The organism is Janthinobacterium sp. 78 (genome assembly GCF_003096775.1).
Lineage (GTDB): Bacteria > Pseudomonadota > Gammaproteobacteria > Burkholderiales > Burkholderiaceae_D > Janthinobacterium > Janthinobacterium tructae.
On sequence record NZ_QENT01000001.1, the window covers coordinates 1264535 to 1284433 of the forward strand.

Annotated in this window: 20 protein-coding genes and 1 other RNA gene; 14 read left to right on the forward strand and 7 right to left on the reverse strand. The window is 62.3% G+C overall.

The window, feature by feature from the left end; all coding sequences use genetic code 11:
• The first annotated feature begins 16 nt into the window (after positions 1-16).
• Positions 17-1132, forward strand: coding sequence for a cytochrome P450 (locus tag C8C92_RS05595; protein WP_116745856.1), 1116 nt, complete (start codon positions 17-19; stop codon positions 1130-1132).
• Positions 1129-1476: an antibiotic biosynthesis monooxygenase gene (locus C8C92_RS05600; RefSeq protein WP_116743223.1), complete on the forward strand. Its 348-nt coding sequence runs from the start codon at positions 1129-1131 to the stop codon at positions 1474-1476. The genes C8C92_RS05595 and C8C92_RS05600 overlap by 4 nt, the downstream gene beginning before the upstream one ends.
• Here C8C92_RS05600 and C8C92_RS05605 read toward each other — a convergent pair.
• On the reverse strand, positions 1473-1925 hold the full coding sequence (locus tag C8C92_RS05605; protein ID WP_116743224.1) for a hypothetical protein: 453 nt from the start codon (positions 1923-1925) through the stop codon (positions 1473-1475). The two genes, C8C92_RS05600 and C8C92_RS05605, sit on opposite strands and share 4 nt — an antisense overlap.
• A gap of 178 nt (positions 1926-2103) precedes the next feature.
• Between C8C92_RS05605 and C8C92_RS05610 the strand changes: the two genes are divergently transcribed.
• Positions 2104-2370: a hypothetical protein gene (locus C8C92_RS05610; RefSeq protein WP_071079406.1), complete on the forward strand. Its 267-nt coding sequence runs from the start codon at positions 2104-2106 to the stop codon at positions 2368-2370.
• 89 nt (positions 2371-2459) lie between these two features.
• On the opposite strand, the gene rpoH is transcribed toward C8C92_RS05610, so the two are convergent.
• The 5 genes from rpoH to C8C92_RS05635 form a co-directional block, all read right to left on the reverse strand.
• Positions 2460-3359 (reverse strand): RNA polymerase sigma factor RpoH, encoded by a 900-nt coding sequence (gene rpoH, locus C8C92_RS05615; protein ID WP_170840566.1) that lies wholly within the window; start codon positions 3357-3359, stop codon positions 2460-2462.
• A 412-nt stretch (positions 3360-3771) separates the two neighbouring features.
• A complete protein-coding gene (gene ftsX / locus C8C92_RS05620) occupies positions 3772-4692 on the reverse strand; it encodes a permease-like cell division protein FtsX (protein WP_116743225.1) in 921 nt (306 codons plus the stop codon).
• Positions 4689-5432, reverse strand: a complete 744-nt coding sequence (locus C8C92_RS05625; RefSeq protein ID WP_099760619.1) for an ATP-binding cassette domain-containing protein — start codon at positions 5430-5432, stop codon at positions 4689-4691. Before C8C92_RS05625 ends, ftsX begins: the two co-directional genes overlap by 4 nt.
• 8 nt (positions 5433-5440) lie before the next feature.
• Positions 5441-6499: a signal recognition particle-docking protein FtsY gene (gene ftsY / locus C8C92_RS05630; protein WP_099760618.1), complete on the reverse strand. Its 1059-nt coding sequence runs from the start codon at positions 6497-6499 to the stop codon at positions 5441-5443.
• A 164-nt stretch (positions 6500-6663) separates the two neighbouring features.
• Complete coding sequence (locus C8C92_RS05635) at positions 6664-7644, reverse strand: MerR family transcriptional regulator (RefSeq protein WP_243420121.1); 981 nt, start codon at positions 7642-7644, stop codon at positions 6664-6666.
• A 166-nt stretch (positions 7645-7810) separates the two neighbouring features.
• Here C8C92_RS05635 and C8C92_RS05640 point away from each other — a divergent pair, with 166 nt between their 5' ends.
• The 10 genes from C8C92_RS05640 to C8C92_RS05685 all read left to right on the forward strand — a co-directional run bounded on the left by C8C92_RS05640 (position 7811) and on the right by C8C92_RS05685 (position 17473).
• Positions 7811-9124 (forward strand): FAD-dependent oxidoreductase, encoded by a 1314-nt coding sequence (locus C8C92_RS05640; protein ID WP_116743226.1) that lies wholly within the window; start codon positions 7811-7813, stop codon positions 9122-9124.
• Positions 9114-9905: a DUF1365 domain-containing protein gene (locus C8C92_RS05645; RefSeq protein WP_116743227.1), complete on the forward strand. Its 792-nt coding sequence runs from the start codon at positions 9114-9116 to the stop codon at positions 9903-9905. Before C8C92_RS05640 ends, C8C92_RS05645 begins: the two co-directional genes overlap by 11 nt.
• Positions 9902-11143: a cyclopropane-fatty-acyl-phospholipid synthase family protein gene (locus tag C8C92_RS05650; RefSeq protein WP_243420122.1), complete on the forward strand. Its 1242-nt coding sequence runs from the start codon at positions 9902-9904 to the stop codon at positions 11141-11143. The genes C8C92_RS05645 and C8C92_RS05650 overlap by 4 nt, the downstream gene beginning before the upstream one ends.
• Before the next feature lie 2 nt (positions 11144-11145).
• Positions 11146-11694, forward strand: coding sequence for a chalcone isomerase family protein (locus tag C8C92_RS05655; RefSeq protein ID WP_116743228.1), 549 nt, complete (start codon positions 11146-11148; stop codon positions 11692-11694).
• The gene (locus C8C92_RS05660) at positions 11691-12971 is read left to right on the forward strand and encodes an MFS transporter (RefSeq protein ID WP_099760613.1); all 1281 of its coding nucleotides are present in this window, start codon (positions 11691-11693) and stop codon (positions 12969-12971) included. The genes C8C92_RS05655 and C8C92_RS05660 overlap by 4 nt, the downstream gene beginning before the upstream one ends.
• Complete coding sequence (locus C8C92_RS05665) at positions 12959-13522, forward strand: DUF3833 domain-containing protein (RefSeq protein WP_116743229.1); 564 nt, start codon at positions 12959-12961, stop codon at positions 13520-13522. The genes C8C92_RS05660 and C8C92_RS05665 overlap by 13 nt, the downstream gene beginning before the upstream one ends.
• Entirely contained in the window at positions 13519-14286 is a 768-nt protein-coding gene (locus C8C92_RS05670) for an SDR family NAD(P)-dependent oxidoreductase (protein ID WP_116743230.1), read from the forward strand. The genes C8C92_RS05665 and C8C92_RS05670 overlap by 4 nt, the downstream gene beginning before the upstream one ends.
• Positions 14283-14720 (forward strand): nuclear transport factor 2 family protein, encoded by a 438-nt coding sequence (locus C8C92_RS05675; protein ID WP_099760610.1) that lies wholly within the window; start codon positions 14283-14285, stop codon positions 14718-14720. The genes C8C92_RS05670 and C8C92_RS05675 overlap by 4 nt, the downstream gene beginning before the upstream one ends.
• 974 nt (positions 14721-15694) lie before the next feature.
• Positions 15695-16780 carry a porin gene (locus C8C92_RS05680; protein ID WP_116743231.1) on the forward strand — a complete coding sequence of 362 codons (1086 nt, stop codon included), beginning with the start codon at positions 15695-15697 and terminating at the stop codon, positions 16778-16780.
• Between the two features lie 150 nt (positions 16781-16930).
• Positions 16931-17473, forward strand: coding sequence for a hypothetical protein (locus C8C92_RS05685; RefSeq protein ID WP_099760608.1), 543 nt, complete (start codon positions 16931-16933; stop codon positions 17471-17473).
• Positions 17474-17546: 73 nt separating this feature from the next.
• Here C8C92_RS05685 and C8C92_RS05690 read toward each other — a convergent pair whose 3' ends face one another.
• The gene (locus C8C92_RS05690; protein WP_099760607.1) at positions 17547-19250 is read right to left on the reverse strand and encodes a thiamine pyrophosphate-binding protein; all 1704 of its coding nucleotides are present in this window, start codon (positions 19248-19250) and stop codon (positions 17547-17549) included.
• Between the two features lie 235 nt (positions 19251-19485).
• Between C8C92_RS05690 and rnpB the strand changes: the two genes are divergently transcribed.
• Positions 19486-19847: RNase P RNA component class A (gene rnpB, locus C8C92_RS05695), an RNA gene on the forward strand.
• Positions 19848-19899: the final 52 nt, after the last annotated feature.

Sequence of the window (19899 nt, forward strand, 5' to 3'; positions counted from 1 at the left end):
CTGCAATGGAATGCGCATGCCGCTTGCCGACTTTGTTATCGACCCCGCCGACCCTTTCGCTGCCGTCACCCATGCGGCGCCATATGATTACTATCGCCGTCTGGCGGATGGCCCGCCGCTGAGTTTCGAGGCCTCACTCGACTGCTGGCTGGCGACGGGCGCGGCCGGCGTGCTGGCCGTGCTGGCACATCCCGCTTGCCGCGTGCGTCCGACTGGACAGCCTGTACCGGATACTCTGGCGGGCACGCCGTGCAGCGCGATTTTTGCCGAACTGGTGCGTATGAACGATGGCGAACGGCATGCCGTGCCAAAACAGGTGCTGGCGCGCGCGCTGGGCCAGGTGGATCTGGCGCGCCTGCAGGAGCGGGCGATGCATCTTGCTGGTGATCGCATGCCAGGCGATGCTGTCCAGCTTAACGATGCGATTTTTCAACTGCCCCTGTTCGCCATGGCCGACTTGCTGGGCTTTGCGCCAGCGCAATGGCCGTCGCTGGCCGCCTGGACGCGCGATTTTGTCGCCTGCCTGTCGCCGCTGAGCAATGGTGAACAACTGGCCGGCGCGCAAGTGGCAGCCGACGCCCTGCTGCAAGCTTTTGCCGCCTTGCTGCGCGAGGGCGATGTGAGGCCCGGCAGCCTGCTGGCCAGTATCGTGACAGAGACCGATGCCATGGGGAGCGGCTTGCTGGCCAACCTCGTGGGCTTGCTGTCGCAGACGTGCGATGCCACAGCCGGCTTGTTGGGCAATGCCATCGTGACTTTGCGCGCGCAGCCTGACTTGCTGCCGTCACTGCGCGCCGCCCCTCAGCGATGGCCGGCCCTGTTGCGCGAAGTTAGCCAGCGTGATCCCGCCATCCACAACACGCGCCGCTACACGGCCGATGCCGTGGAAGTGCATGGCGTGCGCGTGCCGGCCGGGCAGATGATCGTCGTCGTGCTGGCCGGCGCTTGCGATGCGGAGTTGGGCTTTGGCCATGGCCGCCACGGTTGTCCGGGCCAGTCCATCGCGCACACCATCGCCACGGCTTGCCTTCAGGCGTGGGCCGATGCGTTGCAACGCATGCCGCTGGCGTGGCGCTACCTGCCGTCGCTGAATGCCCGCATCCCCGTCTTTAGCCCAGGAGAAATGAAATGATTGCCGTGATTTTCGAAGTCTGGCCCAGTGTCGAAGGGCGCCAGCACTATCTGGACCTGGCGGCGTCCCTGCGGCCCTTGCTCGATGAAGTCGATGGGTTCATTTCCATCGAGCGCTTCTGCAGCTTGAGCGAGCCAGGCAAATTGCTGTCGCTATCCTTCTTTCGCGACGAGGCGGCGCTGGCGCAGTGGCGGCAGCTGGAAGCGCACCGCGCGGCGCAGTCGGCCGGCCGGCAGGGCGTATTTGACGATTACCGGCTGCGCATCGCCGCCGTCGTGCGCGATTACAGTATGCTGGACCGCCAACAGGCGCCTGCCGACAGTCGCCAACGTCACAGCGTTTAGCGGGGCAGCGCGCCCTGCGTGATTTTTACTTTGACCCGATACGTGGCCGCGGCCGCGTTGAGGGCGGGCGGCGTGGCCGGGTCGACGTCGAGCAGGGTGAACGTCAGGTGGTTGACGCTGACGGAACTGGCGGCGCCGGGCATGGAGTCGGACAGGACGATGTCGGTGGCACCCGCGCTATTGAGCAAACTGAAGCTGTAGCTGACATAGCCTTTCCACACGCATACGGCGCCCTTGCGGCAGCGGCTGTCGTTGACGCGCTCGAGTTTCAGGGTATCGGTGGCCGTGATGGCGACCTGTTCGCCCGGCGAGAGTACGTGGGTGACGCTGCGCGGCGTGTTTTCCGCGTCGCCGGCGCTGCCGGCCGCGCCGCAGCCAGCCAGTACGGCCAGGCAGGCGATGAGCAGGGGCAGCAGCAGGGTACGACAAGAGTGGTTCAGAGTAGACATGTTTTTCCTTTCAGGTAGAACGTCCCGGGCGTGCTTGTTCGCACGTGGGATAAAATGATAGTAACAAAATGATATTTTTCCGGCGCACTATTGGCGTGCTGCCGATGAATTGATGCGCCGGCCACGCGGCGCGCCGATTACTGCGTAAAATGGCTGTTTTGAAAATCAGGAAACAACCATGAAAAAAACTGCCCTGGCGAAAAGCGATGCCAAGAAACTGATGGGAAAGATGAATGTTCCCGGCGCCGGTGCATTCGGTAAGGAAGCGGTGGTCGTCGACCGCCGCGAGCAGCGCAAGCGCGATCAGGCACTGGGCCTGGTGCCATTCGCCGTCAAGCTGAACAGCGATCTGGTGTTGCAATTGCAGACCCTGGCCAAGGAACGCGATGCGGATCTGAATGAATTGGTCGCCGAGCTGATCACCAAGGGCTTGGCTGCAGCATAAGGGCTGACAATGTTTATCTGTTGATAAATATCATTTGTAAAACTAAAAGGCGCCTTGCGGCGCCTTTTGCATTGCGGCATTGCTTGTGCTTACACCCAGGCGGCCAGCGCGCCCTTCATTTTTTTCAGTGCCGCCACTTCGATCTGGCGGATGCGTTCGGCCGATACGCCGAACTCTTCTGCCAAAGCGTGCAGGGTGGCGCCGGAACCGTCGTCGTTGGCCAGCCAGCGCGCTTCGATGATGCGGCGCGAACGGGCGTCGAGCTTGCTCAAGGCCGTTTCCAGGCCTTCCGATTGCAGACGCGTCACTTGTTCCGCTTCCAGCACCTTGGTCGGCTCGCTTTGCTCCGACGACAGGTAGGCGATCGGCGAAAACTTGTCGTCTTCATCGTCGGTCGGCGATTCCAGGGCGATGTCGCGTCCGCTCAAGCGCGTTTCCATTTCGATCACTTCTTCGCGTTTCACGTCGAGCAGCTTGGCCAGCGCATCGATCTGCTTCGGCGTCATCGCATCGAGGCCCGTCTTGTGGCTGCGCAGGTTGAAGAACAGCTTGCGCTGTGCCTTCGTCGTCGCGACCTTGACCAGGCGCCAGTTTTTCAGGATGTACTCGTGCATCTCGGCTTTCACCCAGTGCATGGCATACGATACCAGGCGCACGCCCTGGTCCGGGTCGAAGCGTTTCACGGCTTTCATCAAGCCGATATTGCCTTCCTGAATCAGGTCGGCGTGCGGCAAGCCATAGCCCAGGTAGCCGCGGGCAATCGAGACCACCAGGCGCAGGTGCGACAGCACCAGTTCTTGCGCGGCGGCCAGGTCATTTTTTTCGCGCAGGCGTGTTGCCAGCGAGATTTCTTCATCGTGGGTCAACATGGGCAGGCGGTTCACGGCCGAGATATAGGCGTCGATATTGCCCAGATTGCCAGTGAACCCGAGGCCCAGCGCATTACTTTTGGTCGGAACCAATGCGGATGTAGCGGACATCATAGTCATGTTTTCTCCCTCGTAGTCTTGCTTTGTTCCAGTTGGCCATGTCACGCGACGTGGCCCGATTGTCTGTTCGTTTTGCGTATGTGGTCTTGCACTTGCAGATCGCGGCACCATCTTCATCTGGCGTCCATGGCGGTTCTGCTGTTGGTATGTCCCTATATTAGCACTCTCTGCTTGAGAGTGCCAATCAGCACATTTAATCGTCCTGATAGCCTAAATGCTATGGCGAATGAATGCTTGATAAATGTGTATGAACGGTGATCTGAACAGCGCTGCAGGCCGCTTCACGACAACGTAGCTAGTCTACGGCCTCTGGCTGAAGCGAACCTTAAGAATACTTGCTAAATATCAAGATAACAGCATTGTGGGGACGCATGGCGGCGCCTGCGGTGCCGCCATGGGAGGGAAGGCAAGGTCAGTTCAGGCGCGCCAGGTGGCGCTGCACGCAGAGGAAGGCGCCGATCAGGCCCAGGCCGGCGCTGACGGCCAGCAAGCCGGCCATCGGCAGCGGCGCCAGCGGCACGAGCTGGAATTCGGACGCATACAGGCGGGCAAACTCGGCAATCGCGGTATTCAGTGGTTGCATGGCCAGCGCCACCGCGCCCAGGGCCAGCGCACCGGCGCACAGGCCCAGCAGGGCGCCCGTGTAATAGAAGGGGCGGTGGATGAAGGTGTCCGTGGCGCCGATCAGTTTCGAGATGCTGATTTCATCGCGCTGCTGCATCACTTGCAGGCGTATGGTATTGAAGACCACGGCGATGACGGCCACGCCCAGGGTAATGGCCAGCAGCAGCAGCACCAGGCGCAGCACGCCCAGCAGGGCCGCCAGGCGCTTGACCCAGGCCGAATCGACTTGCGCCGACTCCACGAATGGCAGGTGGCGCAGCTGCTCCGCCACCGCATCGACATCCTGCGCTTCGCTGGCGCTGCTGAAGGCATCGAGTTTCAGCACATAGCTGTCGGGCAAGGGATTGTCGCCCAGGGTGCTGAGCACGTCGGCCAGGCCGTTCTTGTTTTTCAGGGTATCGAGCGCCTCTTCGCGCGCAATGAAGACGATCTTCGCCTTTTGCGCGCCGACGATCTTGCGCATGGCGCCCGCCAGGGCCACGGCTTGCTCGCGCGGCGTGTCGATCTTCAGGAAAACGCTGATTTCCGGGTCGACCGACATCTGTTCCGACATGGGACGCACATTGTCGAGCATGGTCAAGCCGGCGAACGGCAGCGACAGGGCGATGGCGACGACGAGCACGTTCAACAGGAAGCCGCCTGGCGACTTGCGCAAATGGATCAGCGCCGAACCGAGCGCGAAGCGGTGTTGACGGAACCAGCCTCTCATGCCTGCTCTCCCTGCACATCGTCGGGGCCGGGGGAGGGCGCAAAATCGGGATCGGGCGGCGCGAAGACGGGCGCCTGCGTGGCCTTGTCGATGGCGACCAACTGGCCGTTTTTCAGGTGGATCACGCGGGCGGCGGCGTCGAGCATCTGTTCGTCATGGCTGGAAATGAGGCAGGTCACGCCCACCGAGTGAAACGCTTTCAGGGCGTCGAGCACCTTGTTGGCGCTGGCGCGGTCCAGGTTGGCCGTCGGTTCGTCGGCCAGGATGATCTGTGGCCGGTTGACGATGGCGCGCGCGATGGACACGCGCTGCTGTTCCCCGCCCGACAGCGACAGCGGGCGCGCCATGGCGCGGTCGAGCAGGCCCACCTTATCGAGGGCGGCACGCGCGCGCTGTTCGGCAGCAACTTTATGCGCGCCGACGACGAGCAGCGGCAGCATCACGTTGGCCAGGATGGAGCGGTCGTTGAGTAGTTTTTGCTGCTGGAAGATCAGGCCCATGTTGCGGCGCAGAAAGGGCACGCCGGCTGGCTTGATCTTGGCCATGTCCTGGCCATTGACGATCAGCTTGCCCGAGCTGGGGCGCTCCATGGCGGCGATCATTTTCAGCAGGGTGGACTTGCCGGCGCCGGACGGGCCGGCCAGAAAGACCAGCTCGCCTTTGGCAATGCTCAGCGAAATGTCGCTGAGGGCCACGGCATCGGCGGAGTATTGCTTGGAGACGTGCTGAAATTCAATCATGTATGGGCTTATCCGAGCAGCGCTTCGACAAATTCGGCAGCCACGAAAGGCTGCAAGTCTTCAATTTTCTCACCGATGCCGATGAAATACACGGGGACGGGGCGTACGCGGGCAATCGCCGCCAGCACGCCGCCCTTGGCGGTACCATCGAGCTTGGTGATCACCAGGCCGGTCAATTGCAGGGCATCGTCGAACGCTTTCACTTGCGTGAGGGCATTCTGGCCCGTGTTGCCGTCGATGACGAGCAGGGTTTCATGCGGCGCGCCTTCCATGCCCTTGCCGATCACGCGCTTGATTTTCTTCAACTCTTCCATCAGGTGCAACTGCGTCGGCAAGCGGCCTGCCGTGTCGACCATCACCACGTCGATGCCGCGCGCTTTTGCCGATTGCACGGAGTCGTAGGCCACGGCGGCCGGGTCGCCCGATTCCTGCGAAATGACGGTGACGTTGTTGCGCTCGCCCCAGACCATCAGCTGCTCGCGCGCGGCGGCGCGGAAGGTGTCGCCCGCAGCCAGCAGCACGGACTGGTTATTCGACTGCATGTGCTTGGCCAGCTTGCCGATGGTGGTGGTCTTGCCGGCGCCATTCACGCCGGAAATCATCATCACCAGCGGCTTGTGACGGCCCAGCTCGAAGCGCTTTTCCAGCGGCGAGAGCAGGTCGGTCAGCAGCACTTTCAGCGCTGCCTTGACGGCGGCGGCGTCGAGCAGCTTGTCTTCCTTGACCTTTTTCTTCAATTCCGTGAGCAGGAATTCGGTGGCGTCGATGCCCGCGTCGGACATCAGCAGCGCTGCTTCCAGCTCTTCGTACAGGGCGTCGTCGATCTTCGCGCCGACGAACAGCACGGATAAGGTGTTCGAGGTTTTTGACAGGCCGGCTTTCAGGCGCGTCATCCACGATTTTTTCTCGGGTTCGGCGGCCACGATCACGGGCACGAGTTCGGCTGGCGCGCCGCTCAGGGGCGTAACGGCAGGCTGCGGTGCAGGCGGCGTGGCGGCGGGAAGGACGAGGGGCTCGGCTGGCGCAGCCTCGGGAGCGGTGGGTTTTTTCTTGAAGAAACTAAACATGGATGTGTGGTGGCGGGTGCTGACCTAAGGCCCGGCGGCGCCGGACACTGTGTTACGGGCTATTCTACCAGAGCGCGCCCGGCCCTTCATGCTTTACTGTTCGATTGGCAACATTGCGCGGCTATCCACGGAGATCGCCGCAGTTGCGGCGCTTTCCAGCCGGATCAATGGGTTTGCAGGGCCCGCGCCTGATGGCGGCGGCGCCAGTCGGCGATGCTTTCCTCGACTTGCCGCAAGTCCAGCACATGCAGGAACGCCGGTGGCTGCCTGGTCAGCACGGGGCTGCGTCCGCCAGCCCATAACTCGATGTCTGGCGGCAAGCTTGCATGCAACTGCTGCAGGCTGTCGCGCGTCAGCCGTTGCTTGCTGGCGCTGGAAAACGACAGCGCCACGATGTCGGCACGCTGCGCGCGGGCGGCCGCGACGATGTCCGCCAGCGGTGTTTCCACCCCCAGCGACATGCAATGGGCGCCAGCCGCCGCGCACAGCGCCTCGGCCATCAGCAGCCCCAGGCCATGCCGCTCCTGCGGCAAGGTACTGAGGACGATACGCGGCGTGCGCGTCGACGGGCTGCTTGCCTGCGGCAGGGAAAAAATGGCATGGCGCATCACCGTTTGCAAGGTTTCGCTATACAGATGCTCTTCATACACGGCCAGGTCGCCGCAAGCCCACGCTTCGCCCACCATTCCCGTCAGGGGCGCGATGACGTCGATGGTGAACGCTTTCAAGCCCAGCACGGCCAGCGCCTGGCGCAGGGCGTCGCCCAGTTCCGCCATCTGGTGGCCACGGCACAGGGCCAGGTAGCGTTCGAGCTGGGGTGCCCGGGTTGACGGCGCCGCGCTGCCGGCGTTGGCCAGCTGCTGCAGTTGCACGGTACTGTGTTGCATGATTTTGCCCGGACGAAATCCGAGGTCCAGCAGGCGCTTGACCATGCGCAACTTCTGCACTTGCTCGGCCGGGTAGCTGCGCTCGCCAAAGGCGTCGCGCTGGGGCTGGGGAAAGGCGTAGCGGCGCTCCCACACGCGCAAGGTTTCCTTGGCCAGTCCGGTATCGCGTTCGACATCGCTGATGCTGAAGGCGGAAGTGGGTTGCAGGTCAGTATCCATACCAGGGTGGCTTTGCTCGCTTGCGGAAGAACGTGGCATGCATTTTACGCCTTCCGCCGCCCCTGACCAAATAGCTGAATCCGATTAGACATTGCCGACGTATAAGTTTGTGAACGGCTCAGGGCACTCATTGACATAAATCAATATTTCATCGATTATCCATGAGGCTCGTTTTGTCCAGGACAAACTTAACACAGGTGTATTCATGAAAATTGCCGTCGTCGGAGCAGGAATTGCAGGTTTGTCGTGTGCCTATCGCCTGGCGCAAGCCGGCCAGGACGTCACCTTGTACGAAGCGGGTGACTATTTTGGCGGTCACAGCCATACGGTGGACGTCACGCTCGATGGCGTCACGCATGGCGTCGACACGGGTTTTCTCGTATTCAATCACGCCACCTACCCGAACCTGGTGCAACTGTTTGATGAACTCGGTGTCGAGGCGGCTGATAGCGACATGTCGTTTTCCGTGAAAATGCCGCTCGGCACTGCGTCCGATGCGCGCGTGCTGGAATGGGCTGGCGCCAATTTCGATACCGTGTTTACCCAGCGCAGCAATCTGCTGCGCCCCGCCTTCCTGCGCATGCTGCGCGATATCGTGCGCTTCAACCGTCAGGCCAGCGCCCTGGCCACGGCCAGCGTGGCGGCGCCGGCCCTGTCGCTGGGCGAGTTTCTCGACCTGCACGGCTATGGCGATGAATTCCGCCACTGGTATCTGCTGCCAATGGCCGCCTGTATCTGGTCGTGCCCGGCGCGCCAGATGCTGGCCTTTCCCTTGGCCACCTTCATTCGTTTCTGCCACAACCATGGCTTGCTGCAAGTGAGCGACCGGCCGCAATGGCGCACGGTACGGGGCGGTTCGCGCGTGTATGTGGAAAAACTGCTGGCGGGCATTCCGCAGCAGCGCCTGGCGTGCCCCGTGCTGGCCGTGCGTCGCCAGGCTCATGGTGGCGCGCGCATGGTCGAGCTGCACACGGCCGCCGGCGTCGAGCATGTCGATCACGTCGTACTCGCTTGCCACAGCGACCAGTCGCTGGCCCTGCTGGGAGATATCCGTGACGACGAGCGCTCTGTGCTCGAAGCCGTACGCTACCAGCCGAATCGGGCCGTGCTGCATACGGATGCGTCCTGCCTGCCGCAACGCCGCAAGGCTTGGTCGGCCTGGAATTACCAGGGACGGCCGGCAGTGGCGCAAGGCGAGGCGCCGCAAGTATGCGTGCATTATTTGCTGAACCAGTTGCAGCCGCTGCCGTTCACCACGCCCGTCATCGTTTCGCTCAATCCCCTCGATGAACCGGACCCGGCCTCCATCCTCGACGAGTTTTCGTATGCGCATCCCGTGTTCGATGGCGCGGCCATTGCCGCCCAGGCGCGCCTGGCCGGCTTCCAGGGCGCGCAGCACACGTGGTTCGCGGGTGCCTGGACGGGCTACGGTTTCCATGAGGACGGCTTGAAGTCGGGCCTGGCCGTGGCGCAAGCGCTCAATGGCATGGCCGCTTCGGAGCTCGGCCATGCCGCGTGATCCCGCGCAACCGGCCCAGCCGCAGCTATGCCTGGGCCTGGTTCGCCATGCGCGGCTGCGCCCGCGCGCACATGCCTTCAGTTACGGCATGTTTTATCTGCGTCTGCCCCTGCGCAGCCTGGGCGCGCAGGATTTCGCGGCCCGTTTGATGTCGCGCAACGGTGCCAATGTGCTGGCCTTCCGCGACAGCGACCATGGCGATGGCACGACGCCGCTGCTGGAGTGGATCGACGGCTTGCTGCAGCAGCATGGCGTGTTGGACGCGGGTGGCGAAATCTGGCTGCAAACCATGCCGCGCCTGTGCGGCTATGTCTTCAACCCCGTCAGCTTCTGGTTTTGCCACCGCCCGGATGGGGCGCTGCGCGCCGTGCTCTGCGATGTGCGCAATACCTTTGGCGAGCGCCATCTGTACTTGCTTGAACAGGGCGGCGCCATCGCGTATGGCAGCGAGTTGCGTGCCAAGAAGATTCTCCATGTGTCGCCGTTTTGCAAGGTGGAAGGGCAGTACCGTTTCCGTTTCCTGCGCAACCACGACAAGGATGGCGAGCGCCACCTGGCCCGCGTCGATTATGACGACCTCGACGGTCCGATTTTGCAGACCAGCTTGTCCGGCACGGCGCAGCCGCTGCGCGATGGCGCCATCGCCTGGGCCTTGCTGCGCTATCCCCTGATGACGTTTGGCGTGATGGCGCGCATCCATTGGCAAGCCTTGCGCCTGTGGCTGCGCCGCGTGCCGTTTTTCAGCAAACCCCACCCTCCACAAGAAAAGGTGTCCCGATGAGCTCCGATTCCCTGCCGACCGGCCTGCATGCGCGCAGCGGCCCGTCCCCGACCCATGTGCATGAACATCTGGACTTGCCCGCTGCCGCGCGCATGATTCTGCGCCTGCTGGAAAAACTGCAATATGGCGCCCTGCGCCTGCGCACGCCCGATGGCCGTATCTTGCTGTATGGCGACGCCAGCCACCCCGTCACCCTGGACTTGCACAATTGGCACCTGTGCTCGGCCGTGTTGCGTTCGGGTGACATCGGCTTTGCGGAAACGTTTATCGCCGGCGACTGGCGCACGGACAATTTGCCGGGCTTGATCGAATTGATGATACGCAACCGCGCGCAGATTGAATCGCTGATCTACGGCAATTGGTGGGGCAGCCTGCTGTACAAGGTGCGGCACTTGCTCAACCGTAATTCGCGCGCCGGCAGCAAGAAGAATATCCACGCCCATTACGACATCGGCAACGCCTTTTATCAGCTGTGGCTGGATCCATCGATGACGTATTCGAGCGCCCTGTTTAGCGAAGGCGCCAGCCTGGAACAGGCGCAAGGTGCCAAATACCGGCGCATCGCCAGCCAGCTGCAGCTGCAGCCGGGTCAGCGCGTGCTGGAAATTGGCTGCGGCTGGGGCGGCTTTGCGGAAACGGCGGCGCGCGATAACGGCGCCCACGTGACGGGCCTGACCTTGTCGACCGAGCAGTTGGCCTATGCGCGCCAGCGCCTGCAGGACGCGGGGCTGGCAGGGCAGGCCGACCTGCAGTTGTGCGACTACCGCGACAGCGCCGGCCAGTACGACGCCATCGCCTCGATCGAGATGTTCGAAGCCGTGGGACAACGCTACTGGCCCGGCTATTTCGCCTGCGTGGCGCGCAACCTGAAGCCGGGCGGACGCGCCTGCATCCAGACCATCGTCATCGCCGACGCACTGTTCCAGCGCTACAGCAAGAGCACGGATTTCATTCAACAGTATATTTTCCCGGGCGGCATGTTGCCTTCGCCGCTGGAATTTCGCCGCGCCGCCGAGGCGCAGGGCTTGCGCGTGGAGGACGCCTTCAGCTTTGGCCTCGATTACGCGGAAACCTTGCGCCAGTGGCGCGCCAGTTTCCTGGCCCAGCGCACGGCGCTGGAAAAGCAGGGTTTCGACGGCCGTTTCCTGCTGACCTGGGAGTTTTACCTCGCGTATTGCGAGGCCGCCTTCCAGGCGCACAACACGGATGTGATGCAATTTACCCTGATCAAGGACTGACCATGCGCCGCCTGCTTGCCACTGTTGTGTTGTCATTGACCATGTTCGGTGCCTCGGCCGCGCCGCCTGCCTTTATCGCTGCCGACGTGCCCGAGGCCCGCCTGGCGGGCGAGGGCGAATACACGTGGTTCGGCATGCGTATTTATCGGGCGCAACTGTGGGTGGGCGCGAACGGTTACCAGGGCGTGGCGTCGGCAACGGCGCCGTTCGTGCTGGAATTGCGCTACGCGCGTGCGCTTGACGGCAAGAAGATCGCCGAAGCCAGCCATGAGCAGATGCAAAAGCTGGGCGTCGGCACGGAGCAGCAGCGCCTGGCGTGGCTGGCCACCATGCAGCGCATCTTTCCTGACGTCAAGGAAGACCAGCGCATCGCGGGCGCCTACCGGGCCGGCATCGCGCCCGGCGTGCGTTTTTATCTCGATGGCAAGGTGCTGGCCGACGTGAGCGATGGCGACTTCGCGCGCGCTTTCTTCGCCATCTGGCTGTCGCCCGACTCGACGGCGCCGAAGCTGCGCGCGGCCCTGCTGCAGAGTGCGGCGCCACTGCCATGAGTAGCGGGGCCGGCGCTTTGACCTTGCCTGCCTTGTTCAGTTATGGCCTGTTCGGCTTGCCGCTGGCCATGCTGGCACTGCCCATCTATATATATGTGGCGCCATTTTATGCGCAGCGCAGCAGCCTTGACCTGGCGCAAATCGGCGCCGTGCTGCTGGCGGCCCGCATCGCCGCCGCCTTCATCGATCCGGCCCTCGGCGCCTGGATGGCGCATGGCCGGCGCAGCTATGCCGTCTATGTCGGCGCGGCGCTACCGCTGCTGCTGTTGGGCTTTGGCGCCCTGTTCCATCCGCCGTCCCTGTCGCATGGGGCAAGCCTGGCCTGGTTCCTGGCCGCCTTGCTGTTCGTCTACACCGCCTATGGCCTGGCCGGCATCGCGCACCAGAGCTGGGGCGCGGCATTGAGCCAGGCGCGTGCGCAGCGGGCGCGCGTGACGGCCGTGCGCGAAGGCTGCGGCTTGCTCGGCGTGATCCTGGCGGCAGGATTGACTTCCGTGCTCGGCTATGACGGCTTGTCGCTGGCCTTTGCCGTGTGCCTGCTGGCGACGGGCGCGCTGTTGCTGGCGCGCGCGCCGCGTCCGCTTTTGCGCCAAGGCACGCAGGCGCTGCCCGCTGGCGCCTGGCGCCTGCCATTGCGCCAGCGCGCGTTCCGCTGGCTGTTCGCCGTCCTGCTCGTCAATGGCGTGGCCGCCGCCATTCCCGCCACCCTGTTCCTGTTCTTTGCCGGCGATTATCTGCGCCTGGGGCATTACGCCGGTCCGTTCCTGATCGTGTATTTTTGCGCGGCGGCCGCCTCGATGCCCGCGTGGGTGGCGCTGGCGCGCCGCTTTGGCGAAGCGCGTGCCTGGGGCGGCGCCATGCTGCTGGCCGCCGGTGTGTTTGTCTGGGCATATGGCCTGGACGCGGGCGCCGCCTGGGGCTTTGCCAGTATCTGCCTGCTGTCGGGCCTGGCGCTGGGGGCCGACCTGGCCTTGCCGCCGGCCCTGCTGGCAGGGCTGATCGGCGCGGCGGGCCATGCCGGGCGGCACGAAGCGGCGTATTTCGGCTGGTGGAACTGGGGCGTGCAAATGAGCCTGGCACTGGCGGCCGGCATCGCCTTGCCCCTGCTGGCCTGGCTCGGCTATGTGCCGGGCAGCAACAAAGGCTTGCCGGCCCTGTCTGTCGCTTACGCCTTGCTGCCCTGCGCCCTGAAACTGCTGGCCGCGCTGCTGCTGTGGCGCGCGCCCTTACAACATATATATAGCGATCAACTGGAGATTCGACCATGCACCTCATGAAATGCTGCCGACGCGGCATAGCGGCGGCGGCTGTGCTGCTGGCGCTGGCCGCCTGCTCAACGCCGCCCACCCCCGCCACGTACGCGCAGGAATTGCCCGTACTGGATCTGCAGCAGTACTTCAACGGCACGCTCGACGCCCACGGCATCTTCCAGGACCGCTCGGGCAAGGTGGTCAAGCGCTTCACGGTGGTGATGCGGGCCAGCTGGGTGGGCGAGATGGGCACCCTGGACGAGGATTTCACGTATTCGGACGGCAGCAAACAACGCCGCGTGTGGACATTGCGCAAGACGGCGCCCGGGCGCTTCATCGGCACGGCGCCCGACGTGGTCGGCGAGGCCATCGGCGAAGTGGCCGGCAATGCCTTGCGTTGGCAATATGTGCTGGCGCTGCCCGTCGATGGCACGGTTTACCACGTCGATTTCGAGGACTGGATGTTCCTGATGGATGACAAGGTCATGCTCAACCGCGCCGCCATGAGCAAGTTCGGCTTCAGCCTGGGCGCCGTCACTTTATCGTTCAGCAAGCGTCCATCAAAGGCGGCCCCATGAATCGCAAGATCACCAGCTGGGCCGGCAAGCGCGTGTGGGTCATCGGCGCTTCCAGCGGCATCGGCGCCGCGTGCGCCACCTTGTTGCTGGAGCAGGGCGCGTGCGTGGCCCTGTCGGCCCGCCATCGCGCCAGCCTGGAACTGCTGTGCCAGGGGCAGCCGCTGGCGCAGGCCTTGCCGCTCGATATCACCCAGCCCGCGCAGTTGCGGGCCGTCTGCGCGCAATTGCAGCAACAGTGGACGCATATCGACCTGATACTGGTGGTGGCCGGCGGCTATCAGGCCATGCGCGCCGATAGCTTTGACCTTGAGGCGGCGCAGGACTTGCTGGCCTTGAATGTGGGCGGCGTCTTCAATTGCCTGGAGCAAGCCTTGCCGTGGCTGTTGCGCCAGGGCAGCGGCGGCATCGGCATCGTCGGCTCGGTGGCCGGCTATGGCGGCTTGCCCAAGGCGCTCGCGTATGGCGCCAGCAAGGCGGCGCTGATCAACCTGACGGAGTCGCTGTACCTGGATTTGCATGGGCGTGGCATTGACGTGTATCAAATCAATCCCGGCTTCGTCGCCACGCCGCTGACGGCGGACAATGATTTCAAGATGCCTGCCCTGATGACGGCGCACGACGCGGCCGCCGCCATGCTCGACGGCATTGAGCGGGGGCAGTTTCACATCCACTTTCCCAAACGCTTCACGAATATCCTGCGCCTGGCGCGGCTGTTGCCGTACCGCGCCTATTTCTGGCTGATCCGCAAGGTGACTGGCCTATGAACGCAAGCATGGATGACCCGTTGGCGCGCCTGGTGGCGTTTTACGAGCACCTGCGCATCGACAACCTGGCGCAACTGGGCGCCGTGTACGCGCCGGATGCCCATTTCAAGGATCCGTTCAACGAGGTGCAGGGGCATGCCGCCATCCTGGCCATCTTCGAGCACATGTTCGTGCAGGTCGATGCGCCGCGGTTTGTCGTGCTGGAAAGCCTGGGGCAGGGGACGCAAGCCTTCCTGACGTGGGAGTTTCGTTTCCGCATGAAGCGACTGGTATCTGGCGAACAATGTATTCGTGGCGCCACCCATGTGCGCTTCGATGCGCAGGGACGGGTGGTCTTGCACCGCGATTATTGGGATGTGGCGGAAGAATTGTATGAAAAACTGCCTCTGCTGGGCGGTTTCATGCGCCTGCTCCGGCGCGCAAGCCAGCGCTAAGGCGATTTAGCGATGCTTTTAAGCAAAAAATACAAAAAAGAAAAAGTAAATTGTGTGAAATAGGTCAGGTGAAAACTTGATTTCGGTCAAAGTGTCGTTTTTTAGAAACAAAATTGTCAAAATATTGAGAAGGCAACATTGTAAGAAATTGTTTCAATTGATGCGCAATTTGCAAGCAAGAGTCGTCCTCATGCGTTCCTGGCGGGTAGCTGGCGCATGCGCTGGTAAACATGGAAAACATTTATATGTGAGCAATTTAAATTACCGGAAAGTCAGTAATTTCATTGTCACTTTGGCTATTTTTTGAACGCCTGCGCCGACGCGCGAATTGGCGCCTACGCCCCTGAATAATGCGGCAACGCACCAAAACAGGGCGCATTATTTCCCGTTTTTGGGCATCTGGCAGCAAACATTGGCGATGCCGTGTATGCTTCGTCCCGTTTATCCATTATCGCCTGACAAACTGTGCGCTTTGTCGCGTAAGTATTGGAGGGCAAATGATGGGTAAAGCATGTTGACGTTTTAATCACTCGCCTGATACTGTTGCACTAATACAACGGGTGCCAGCAAACCATGCGCTATGATGGAATGGTCAATCAGGCCCATGCATTGGTTGGCAAGGGGCACTGGCTCTGTCGCGTAGTACGGTTGGCGATGGTCGGGATGCCTGAAAAAGCCCCCGGCCTGGTACCGGAAGTAACATGTTGGAACTTGATGGAATGTGAAACGGTCGTTATAGTGCCGCTTCCGGTGCCGTTTGAGCACCGAACCGGCGCACGAATGACGGTCGTTATGCAGCCTTCAAGCTTATCGGTGCAATAGCGTGCCGATACCGATATGAATGTTCCCCTGACCGGAACAGCAATGTGGCAGGTGGAGACCTTGCCCTCACTCATAAAAAGCGCTCTGCTAGAGCGCAGCTCGAGATGCATAGGCTGTATTACTTTTTGCTTCAAAAATTAAAGGAAATCGCAATGAAAAAAACTCTGATCACCCTGGCAGTCCTGGCAGCAGCCACTGGCGTAGCCCAAGCTCAATCGAGCGTTGTTATCTACGGTACCGTTGACGCTGGTTTCGTCAGCGAGCGCGGCGGCTCAGCCGGCACCGTCAACAAAATCGATAGCGGCGTTGCTTCGGCTTCGCGTATCGGCTTCAAAGGCACCGAAGATCTGGGCAGCGGCCTGTCGGCACTGTTCGTTCTGGAATCGGGTTTCAAAGTTGATTCCGGTTCGCAAGATGGTGAAGCCCTGTTTGGTCGTCAAGCCTATGTTGGCCTGAGCAGCAAAACGGCTGGTACCGTAACCCTGGGTCGTCAATACACCCCTTGGTACAACACCCTGTCGAAAGTTGCTGATCCATTCGCAGCTGGCTACGCTGGTTCCGCCAAGAACTTGTTCCCAGCGAACACCACCCGTACCAGCAACACCGTGCTGTACTCGTCGCCAAACTTCAGCGGCTTTGACGCTGACGTTGCTTACAGCACCGGCAACAAAGACCAAGAGAGCCTGGTATCCAGCAAAATCGGTCGCCAAATGGGCGCATCGGTTGGCTACGCTAACGGTCCTTTGAACGCACGTGTTGCTTACAACACCACCAGCAACGAAACCGCCACCAGCGATGTTGGCAGCGCACGTAACTGGCTGGTAGCCGCTAACTACGACTTCGCAGTAGCGAAAGCGTATGTTGCATACGGCGTCAACAAAGGCCTGAACAGCTCGACCCGTAACAACGCAAAAGAGGGTAACCTGTTCAACACCGTATCGACCGGTGGTCTGTCCAACGACAGCACCACCGCCCTGATCGGCGCAACCGTACCAGTTGGTCCAGCCGGCACCGTGATGGCTTCGATCATCCACGTCAACGACAAAAACGGCGTTTCGAACGCCGATGCGAACCAGTTCGCAGTGGGCTACTCGTACGCTCTGTCGAAGCGCACCAGCACCTACGCTTCGTACGCTAAAATCTCGAACAAAAACAACGCTGGTTACACCGTTGGTAACAACAGCAATGTTGGTTCGGGCGACCAAGCGTTCAACGTTGGTGTTCGTCACTCGTTCTAATATTCGCGCAAGCGAAGCTTAGTACCGCTCAGGCATCCCTTCGGGGATGCTGCAAGCAAAGAAACGCGCTGTCTGGCTTCGGCCTGGCGGCGCGTTTTTGCATGGGCGGTGCCAGTTATAATGGCGCCGTCACTCAAGTAAAGGAATGCCATGTCTCCATACACATCGCCGCGCCTGGCCGTCCTGCTGGCCGCGTTGTTATTCGCCGGCGCCACGGGTGCCGCTGTCGCCGCCGTCAAGGGCAAGAAGCCGGCCGGACTGGAGCGTTACGGCGTTGCCGTCTACTCGGACCTGTGCCTGCAAAAGGATAGCGGCGAAATCGGCGGCCAGCGCGTAACCCTGCACCGCTTCGCCGAGGCCGACTCCGTCATCTATGAATTTACTGCTGGCGCCCTGAGCTGGCCCATCGTCGCCAACGACGTCAACCTGGACGCCGCTACGGGCGCCTTCGACTTCACCATCGCCGGCGCCGACAGCGAAGAGCGCACCATCGTCGGCAAGTTTTCCAAAGACGGGCAAACCCTGACCCTGGAAGGCGATTACTGCGGCGGCAATGTGCGCATGCCCATGAAACTGAGCCGCGTGCGCGATTTCGGCCGTCCCCTGAAAAACTGCACGCCCTGCCCACCGGTGCCGCAAGCGCCCGCCGACGCAGTGCCTGCCGAGGAAAGCGCGCCAGTACCGGCTGCCTGAGCGATCATCGCTGTCAAAAAGAAAAAGGCCCGGTATCGACCGGGCCTTTGTTGTTTGTCGCGCTGAAACGGGCTTATTTGGCCGCCTGCGCCTTTTCCGCCGTGGCGCGGATGGTGGCCAGCGTGGCGTTCGGCGTGATCAGGTTGCCGTCATAGCGCAGCTCGATCAATGCAGGCAAGTTGTGCGCGCTGGCGTGCGCCAGCGCCCGTTGCAGGGCAGGGGCGAACTCTTCTGTCGTAGTCACCACTTCGCCATGCGCGCCATACGCCTGCGCCAGCGCCGCAAAATCCGGGTTATGCAGGGTCGTGCCCGAGACGCGGCCCGGGTAATCGCGTTCCTGGTGCATGCGGATGGTGCCGAACATCTGGTTATTGAAGACGATGATGACCACGCCCGCCTGGTATTGCACGGCGGTGGCCAGTTCCTGGCCATTCATCATGTATTCGCCGTCGCCGGCAAAGGTGATCACGGTACGCTCCGGATGCACGATCTTCGCCGCCACGCCGGACGGCACGCCATAGCCCATGGCGCCATTCGTTGGCGCCAGCTGCGTGCGCATGCCGCCGTAGCGATAAAAACGGTGCGCCCACGAGGCGTAATTGCCGGCGCCGTTGGTCAGGATGGTATCAAGAGGTGCCTGCGCCATGATTTCCTGCGTCACTTGCCACAGGTCCAGCGGCGCCTGGCCATCCTGGAAGATGGGCGGGCGCTCCTGATAGGCGGCCAGCTCGGCCTTCGCTTCGGCCGGCGTATGTTTCCAGGCGGAAGCGTCGACGGGGGCCATGGCTGCCAGCATGGCGCACGCTTGCGGCATGCCGCTGTTGATCATCAGTTCGGCCTGGTAAACGCTGCCCAGCTCTTCGGCGTCCGTATGGATGTGCACCAGGCGCTGGCGCGGCACGGGTGCGTCGAACAGCGTGTAGCCGCCCGTCGTCATTTCACCGAGGCGCGGGCCGATGGCGATGACCAGGTCGGCATTTTTCACGCGCGCGGCCAGTTTCGGGTTGATGCCGATGCCGACATCGCCGATGTAGTTCGGGTGGGCATTGTCGAGCAAGTCCTGGAAGCGGAAGGCGCAGGCGACGGGCAGGTGCTTGCTTTCCGCGAACTGTTGCAGGTCGGCGCAGGCCTGCGGCGTCCAGGTGGTGCCGCCCAGCAAGACCAGCGGACGCTGCGCTTCGGCCAGCATGGCGCGCAATTGCTGCAGTTGCGCGTCCGATGGCGATGCCTGTACCGGCTGGTAGGCGCGCGTGTCGGCGACAGTCGCCATGGAAATGAGCATGTCTTCCGGCAGGGCCAGCACGACAGGGCCGGGGCGCCCGCTGGTGGCGACCTGGAAGGCGCGCGCCAGGTATTCGGGGATGCGCTCGGCGCGGTCGATCTGTGCCACCCACTTGGCCATCTGGCCGTACATGCGGCGGTAGTCGATTTCCTGGAACGCTTCGCGGTCGACGAAATCGTTGCCCACCTGGCCGATGAACAGGATCATCGGCGTCGAATCCTGATACGCCGTGTGCACGCCGATCGAGGCGTTGGTGGCGCCCGGTCCGCGCGTGACGAAGCAGATGCCCGGCTTGCCCGTCAGCTTGCCGTAGGCTTCAGCCATGAAGGCGGCGCCGCCTTCCTGGCGGTTGATGATGAAGCGGATGCCCGAATCGTGCAGGGCGTCCAGCACGTCGAGGTAGCTTTCGCCAGGCACGCCAAAAGCGGTGTCGACACCATGGATCTGCAGGGCATCGACCAGGATCTGGCCGCCGGTACGGGATTGTTGCGTCATGTTCGGCTCTTTATAGTCTAGTGGGGTGGCAAAGAAGTGGGGCAAGCGGTGTGCATGCGCTTGCATGCAAGCAGCTTGCCCATTCTATGTGAGCCGATTTGGCCCGGCTTTTGAAATGGCGACACCGAATTACACAATCCCCCGGGCCGGGGCTCGACGAGGGGCCCGGCGAGCGGTGTCGTTCCTGCACAGGCCTTTTTGCAGAAACCTGCTGCGGCGCGGTACAATGGCGGGTGAAGCAGGCCAGACAGTCGCTGGCCGGCGCAGCAATGCGCTGGCGGGAGGAAGGTCCGGACTCCATAGAGCGGGGTGACGGTTAACGGCCGTCCGCTGAAAGCCTACTCGACGTACTTGTACGGAGAGGGGGTATAAGGCGAGGAATAGGGCCACAGAGACGAGCGTATTAAGTTACGGTGAAACGCGGTAACCTCCACCTGGTGCAATTTCAAATAGGCACGCGATGATGCTGCTCGCGGAGCGTGCGGGTAGAAAGCTTGAGCGTCCGAGTAATCTGGCGCCTAGAGGAATGACTGTCATAGCGCCAACCTGCAAGGGAAGGCGCCGTAACAAAATCCGGCCTACCGGCCTGCTTCACTTGAATTTTAGCTCCCGGGCCTGCCGGGGAGTGTATCGGCCGCAGCGGTTTGCT